The sequence below is a fragment of the Candidatus Methylomirabilota bacterium genome, from assembly GCA_036005065.1.
Taxonomy (GTDB): Bacteria; Methylomirabilota; Methylomirabilia; order Rokubacteriales; family DASRDR01; genus DASYQW01.
Map to the genome: position 1 here is coordinate 23,066 of DASYQW010000296.1, position 6,418 is coordinate 29,483.

Annotated in this window: 7 protein-coding genes; 5 read left to right on the forward strand and 2 right to left on the reverse strand. The window is 71.6% G+C overall.

The features are described from left to right. Window positions 1-27: 27 nt before the first annotated feature. Window positions 28-2,031 carry a YjhG/YagF family D-xylonate dehydratase gene (locus VGW35_20330; GenBank protein HEV8310018.1) on the reverse strand — a complete coding sequence of 668 codons (2,004 nt, stop codon included), beginning with the start codon at window positions 2,029-2,031 and terminating at the stop codon, window positions 28-30. 153 nt (window positions 2,032-2,184) lie between these two features. On the opposite strand from VGW35_20330, the gene VGW35_20335 reads away from it, so the two are divergent. The 3 genes from VGW35_20335 to VGW35_20345 all read left to right on the forward strand — a co-directional run bounded on the left by VGW35_20335 (window position 2,185) and on the right by VGW35_20345 (window position 4,224). Further along, window positions 2,185-3,186, forward strand: a complete 1,002-nt coding sequence (locus VGW35_20335; protein HEV8310019.1) for a D-2-hydroxyacid dehydrogenase — start codon at window positions 2,185-2,187, stop codon at window positions 3,184-3,186. A gap of 202 nt (window positions 3,187-3,388) precedes the next feature. Next, the gene (locus VGW35_20340) at window positions 3,389-3,838 is read left to right on the forward strand and encodes a response regulator (GenBank protein ID HEV8310020.1); all 450 of its coding nucleotides are present in this window, start codon (window positions 3,389-3,391) and stop codon (window positions 3,836-3,838) included. A 14-nt stretch (window positions 3,839-3,852) separates the two neighbouring features. Continuing rightward, entirely contained in the window at window positions 3,853-4,224 is a 372-nt protein-coding gene (locus VGW35_20345; GenBank protein ID HEV8310021.1) for a response regulator, read from the forward strand. 52 nt (window positions 4,225-4,276) lie between these two features. Here VGW35_20345 and VGW35_20350 read toward each other — a convergent pair whose 3' ends face one another. Next, window positions 4,277-4,447: a hypothetical protein gene (locus tag VGW35_20350; GenBank protein HEV8310022.1), complete on the reverse strand. Its 171-nt coding sequence runs from the start codon at window positions 4,445-4,447 to the stop codon at window positions 4,277-4,279. Between the two features lie 42 nt (window positions 4,448-4,489). On the opposite strand from VGW35_20350, the gene VGW35_20355 reads away from it, so the two are divergent. Beyond that, on the forward strand, window positions 4,490-5,566 hold the full coding sequence (locus VGW35_20355; GenBank protein ID HEV8310023.1) for an LLM class flavin-dependent oxidoreductase: 1,077 nt from the start codon (window positions 4,490-4,492) through the stop codon (window positions 5,564-5,566). A gap of 70 nt (window positions 5,567-5,636) precedes the next feature. Further along, the coding region (locus VGW35_20360) for an amidase (GenBank protein ID HEV8310024.1) at window positions 5,637-6,418 on the forward strand (782 nt) is incomplete at its 3' end.

Here is a 6,418-nt window from a genome sequence, read left to right on the forward strand (position 1 = left end):
CGACTCATGGTCGAGGGGCCCGCGCCCTCAGCCAGCACGCGGGCCGGGCGCGGAGGACAGGGCCCGGCAGATCGCATCCACGTCGTACACGCACCCGCCCCAGGTCCCGCCGCTCACCTCCTGCAGGGCGGCCCAGAGTCGGGTGTCGGCCGGAAGGTCGGGATCGGGGGCGAGGTCGGGGCGGGGCAAGCGGGCGGCCAGGACCCGCGTCCCCTCTTCCGGGCCGAACACGCTCTCGCCGTGGCCGACCAGATCCACGCTCCCGGCGAGCCGGGTCCGGTCCACGGCGATCTGGATGAGGTCACCGTCGAGCACCTTGCCGATCGGGCCACCAGCCAGCGCCTCGGGGCCGACGTGGCCGATGCACGCCCCCGTCGAGACGCCGGAGAAGCGCGCGTCGGTCAGGACGGCCACGTGCTTGCCGAACGAGAGGTGTCGGAGGGCAGCCGTGATCTGGTAGATCTCCTCCATCCCGGCTCCCAGGGGCCCCCGGCAGACGAGGACGAGGATGTCGCCCGGCCTGAGGCGATCCGGACCCTGACTTTTGATGGCGCCGATCGCGTCGCGCTCGCGGGTGAAAACCCGCGCCGGCCCGACCTTGCGATAGACGCCGTCCGGATCCACGACCGACGGGTCGATCGCCGTGCTCTTGATGACCGAGCCCTGGGGCGCGAGGTTCCCGCGGGGAAACGTCACGGTGCTGGTGAGCCCGCGCTCGCGGGCGCGCTCCGGGCTCATGATGACGTCGTCGGGGTCGACACCGTCGACGAGCCGGAGCCGCTCCCGCAGGACGCGCCGCCGCTCGGAGCCTTCCCACCAGTCGAGCAGGCGGCCGAGGCGCTCACCAGCCACCGTCAGGCACTCCACGTGGAGGAGACCGAGGCGCCTCAGGTGCAGCATCACCTCGGGCACGCCGCCCGCCATGAAGACCCGCACCGTCGGATGGTTCCGCGGACCGTTCGGGAGGACGTCGACGATCCGAGGCACACGGCGGTTGACCTCCATCCAGTCCTCCACGGTCGGCCGCCGGAGACCGGCCGCGTGGGCGATCGCCGGCAGATGGAGCAGGAGGTTCGTCGACCCGCCGAAGGCGGCATGGACGACCATGGCGTTGCGCACGGCCTCGTCGGTGAGGATCTGTCGCGTCGTGATCCGGCGGGCCTCCAGGCTCACGAGGGCGCGGGCCGAGCGCCGGGCCATGTCGAGCCAGATCGGCTGGCCCGACGGCGCCAGCGCCGAGTGGGTCAGCGCCAGACCGAGCGCCTCGCCGACCACCTGGGAGGTGGCCGCGGTGCCCAGGAACTGGCAGCCGCCGCCCGGGGTAGCGCAGGCCCGGCAGCCGAGGTCCGCCGCCTGCTCGAGGGTGATCTCGCCATGCGCGAAGCGCGCGCCGATCGACTGGATCCGCCCCGCGTCCTCCCCCTCCGTCGGCGGCAGCGTCACGCCGCCCGGCACCAGGACGCAGGGGAGGTCGCGCATCGCGCCGAGGGCGAGCATCATGGCCGGGAGCCCCTTGTCGCAGGTGGCGACCCCGAGCACACCCTTCCGCGTGGGGAGCGAGCGGATCAGCCGGCGAAAGAGCTGGGCGGCGTCGTTCCGGTAGGGCAGGCTGTCCAGCATCCCCACCGTCCCCTGCGTTCGCCCGTCGCACGGGTCGGTGCAGAAGCCGGCGAACGGGAGGCACTCGAGCCGGCGGAGCTCCTCGGCGGCGGCCTGCATGAGGAGGCCCACCTCCCAGTGTCCCGTGTGGTAGCCGAGCGCCACCGGCCGTCCGTCGGGCGCGCGGATCCCGCCCTGCGTGCTCAGGATCAGGAATTCCGGCCGGCCGAGCTCTCGCGGGTCCCAGCCCATTCCGGCATCCTGGGTCAGCCCGAAGATGTCCCCGCTCGGCCGCTCGAGCAGCATGTCGGCGGTGAGCGGGAGGCTTCCCTGGGGACCGGCCGCCGACGTCCGGACGTCCAGGACGCCGGGACCGGCCTCGACGATCTCGTCGAGGCGGATGGTCACTCGCTCGCGCTCGCTTCGCTGCATCACTGACTCCTCTTGCTGCGCCGGAATGGTCGTATGACGCTCCAGTGTACCCCAGACGCCAAACGCACGAGACGTCCTTGACCCGCTCCAGGCAGCGGGCTAGGCTTGCCGCATTGTCTTGCTCGGAGGTGGTGGTGTGGAAAGAGGAGGCGCATGAAGCTGGTCATCCATCCACCGGTCGAGCCGGAGCGCCTGACGCAGATCCGGGCGGCGGCCGGCGACATGGCCGTGGTGAACGCGCGGGACGAGGCGGAGGCGATCCGCGCGATCGCCGACGCCGACGCCTTCTTCGGGAAGCTCACGCCGGCTCTGCTGGCGGCGGCGCGCCGGCTCCGGTGGGTCCAGGCGCCCACGGTGAGCCTCGAGCACTACGTGTTCCCGGAGCTGGTCAGCCACCCCGTCACCCTGACCAACATGCGGGGCCTCTTCTCGGATGTCATCGCCGACCACGTCTTCGGCTACATCATCTGCTTCGCGCGGAACTTCCACCGCTACATCCGCAACCAGCTCGCCGCCCGCTGGGAGGCGGTAGGAGGCGAGGCCGCGCGCTCGACGTTCGCGGCGGGCCCCGGTCGGGTGAGCGCCATGGACCGCGCCCACCTCCACCTCGCCGACACCACCCTCGGCGTCGTCGGGCTCGGCCAGATCGGCTCCGAGATCGCGCGCCGCGGGCTCGCCTTCGGGATGCGGGTCGTCGCGGTGGACCCGGCCCGGACCCAGGCCCCGGCCGGCGTGGCGGCGCTATGGAAGCCCGACCGTCTGCCGGACCTGCTCGGCGAGAGCGACTTCGTGGTCGTCGCCGCGCCCCACACGCCGGAGACCTACAAGCTCTTCCGGAGTGCCCAGTTCCGCCAGATGAAGCCCACGGCGTACTTCATCAACATCGGCCGTGGCGCGATCGTCGACCTGGCCGACCTGACCGCCGCCCTTCAGGCCGGCGAGCTGGCCGGCGCCGGCCTCGACGTCTACGAGGTCGAGCCGCTACCGGCCGAGCACCCGCTCTGGCGGCTCGAGAACGTGATCCTCACGCCGCACGTGGCCGGCGCCTCCCCGCGAATCGCCGAGCGGCACCTCGCGGTCCTCCTCCGCAACATCCGCCACTTCGTGCGGGGAGAGCCGCTCGAGAACGTGGCCGACAAGGCCGCCTGGTTCTAGCGTGACGCGGGGGGCGGCTGGACACGGGCTGGTCCAAAAATCGACAGACTGCGCGCGCCGCCGGGCTGAACCTCAACCGAGCCCGCTCGGCGTGTCCCAGACGAGAGCCACGGCCTTCGCCTAACTGCCAGACAAGATTCGCGCCGGCGTCAGGCAGCCGCGGCCGGCGTCATGGCATTACCATTGCATCGTAGGGACACCCGTGGCCGCACCGGTATCCGATCTCGACATCCTGGTTCTCGAAGATGACCCGCTCGTCCGCCTGAGCTTGCTCGAGACGCTCGCGCACGCGGGCTACCGGGCGATCGGGACGGGGAACGGACTCGAAGGCCTGGCGAGATTGGCCGAAGGGTCTCCGCGCCTGATCCTGATGGATATGGTCATGCCGGGCATGGACGGATACGAGTTCCTGGCGCGACTCCGAGCGAATTCGGAGTGGTCCCAGATCCCCGTGGTGATCATTTCCAGCCTCGGCTACGCCCTTCAGGAATCCGTCGACCACCGTGGCCGCGACACGCTGGGCATCTTCGGCATCGTGCCCAAGCCGATCGACACGGCGACGCTGCTCGAGCTGGTCGGCCTCATGCTGGGGGTTGACGGAAGCGAACCGCAGGAGCCGGAACCCGGGGCGCCGCCGCCCGACCGGGAGTGAGACGGGCACTCATCATGACCTCACCCGGCGACGCCAAGTCCCGAAAATGGATTCTGGTCGCGGATGACGACCCGGCGGTGCGGTCTTTAGTCGTCCGCGTGCTTCAGGACGCCGGGTATGCCGCAGTCGGAGCGGAAGACGGCATCGCGGCCTGCGATCTGGTCGAGCAGATCTTCCCCCACCTGATCATCCTCGACCTGCACATGCCTCGCATGTCAGGAGTCGAGTTCCTGGCGCGCTGGCAGCAGATTCCGGTCCTCATCCTGTCGGGCTACCTCAGCGAACATCGAGTCGAACAGGGCCGCCCGAACGTGGTGGGAGTGCTCGAGAAGCCGTTCGACCTCGACGTGCTGGTCGCCAAGGTGCGCGAGGTCCTGGGAGGTTAGCCGACGCCGGCTCACCCCTGAGCGCTGCGGCCGTCGGCCGGCGGCGCCGGGGCTACGTGCGGGGAATCCGCCCGGTCAGCTTCGCGACCACGCGCGCCAGCTCGGCCGCCTGGATCGGCTTACCGAGGTGCTCCTGGTAGCCCGCATCCAGCGCCCGCTGCCGGTGTATGCTACCGGGGTGCACGGGCCCGGCCAGGCCACGCTCGGACGCGAGGAACGCCATCGCCCGTTGCGCCCGGACACGCCGGCCGCGGGAGGAGGCCACATGCGCCTCGGCTACTTCACGATGCCGCTTCATCCTCCGGGGGCCGACCCGGCCCTCACGATGGAGGCCGACCTCCAGCAGCTCGTCGTCCTCGAGGGTCTCGGCTTCGAGGAAGCCTGGATCGGAGAGCACTTCACGGCGGTATGGGAGAACATCCCGTGCCCCGACCTCTTCATCGCCAAGGCGCTCGGCATGACGCGGACGCTCACGCTGGCCACCGGCGTCTCGTGTCTCCCGAATCACCACCCCCTGATGCTGGCCCAGCGCATCGCCCAGCTCGACCAGCTCGCGCGCGGCCGCTTCTACTGGGGCGTGGGCTCAGGCGGCTTTCCGGGCGACTTCGAGCTCTTCGGCATCAACCCGCAGGCCGGCGAGCACCGGGAGGTGACGCGGGCGGCCCTCGAGCTGATCCTGCAGCTCTGGACCGACCCGAAGCCCGGCCTCTACGAATCCAAGTACTGGCGCTTCCGGGTGCCGGACCCGCAGGAGGACATCGGGCTCTGGCTGCACCTGCGTCCCTACCAGCGGCCCCATCCGCCGATCGCCGTGGCCGGTGTGTCGGCCGACTCGGAGACGCTGGTGCTGGCCGGGGAGCGCGGCTACTTGCCGATGAGCATCAACTTCGTCCCGGCCCGCATCCTCCGCACGCACTGGGCCGGGGTGGAGACGGGGGCGCGCCGGGCCGGGCGGCCCGCGGACCGCGCGAGCTGGCGCGTGGCCCGCGACATCTACGTCGCCGACACGACCGCCCGGGCCCGACGCGAGGCGCTCGCCGGCCCGCTCGCGCGGGACTGGAAGGGCTACTTCCTGCCGCTCCTGGCCAAGACCAAGCGGCTCGGCCTGCTCAAGGTCGACCCCGAGATGCCGGACGCGGAGGTCACGATCGAGTACCTGCTGGACCACATCTGGATCGTGGGCGATCCCGACACGGTGGCGGTGAAGCTCGCCGCCCTGCGGGCCGATGTGGGGGGCTTCGGTCGGCTCCTCGTCATCGGCCACGAGTGGGAGCCCCACGAGGCGTGGGTCCACTCGATGACCCTCCTCACGGAGCAGGTCGCGCCGCGTCTCACCGGTTGACAGGAGCCGGGCCCGGCACTACCGTGCAAGAGCCCGCCACCGCCCGATGGTCGATCGCGAGGGAGGACCGATGGACTCGACCGAGCTCTGCTTCACGCCCGCCACCGAGCTGAGCCGTCTCATCCGGGCCCGCCAGCTCTCGCCCGTGGAGCTGACCGACGCCGTGCTCGCCCGGGTCGAGCGGCTCAACGGGAAGCTCAATGCCTTCCTCACCGTCACCGCCGAGCGCGCCCGCACGGAAGCCCGGGCCGCCGAGGAGCGCGCCCGCCGCGGGACGCTCCTGAGCTCGCTCGACGGGATCCCGTACTCCATCAAGGACCTCGAGCCGACCGCCGGCGTCCGCACCACCTTCGGCTCGAAGTGGTTCGAGCACAACGTGCCGGCGGAGGACGGCGCCGTGGCCGGCCGACTCAAGGCCACCGGCGGCGTCCTCCTCGGCAAGACCAACACGCCGCACTTCGGGCACAAGGACAGCTGTGACAACCTGCTCGGACCGCCCTGCCGCAATCCGTGGCGGCTCGACCGGACCTCCGGGGCGTCCTCGGGGGGCGCTGGCGCAGCCGTGGCCGCGGGCCTGGGGCCGGTCGCCCACGGCTCGGACGGCGGGGGCTCGATCCGCATCCCGTCGGCGCTCTGCGGGATCTTCGGCCTCAAGGCCTCGTTCGGCCGCGTCCCCTACTGGCCGAGCGCCGACCTGTGGGCCGCCCGCTCCCACCAGGGGCCGATGACCCGCACCGTGCGCGACGGGGCGCTCCTCCTCCAGGCCATGGCCGGTCCGGACCCGCGCGACCCGCTCTCCATCGACGCCGCGCCGGCCGATTACGCGGCCGCCTGCGAGGGTGACCTCAAGGG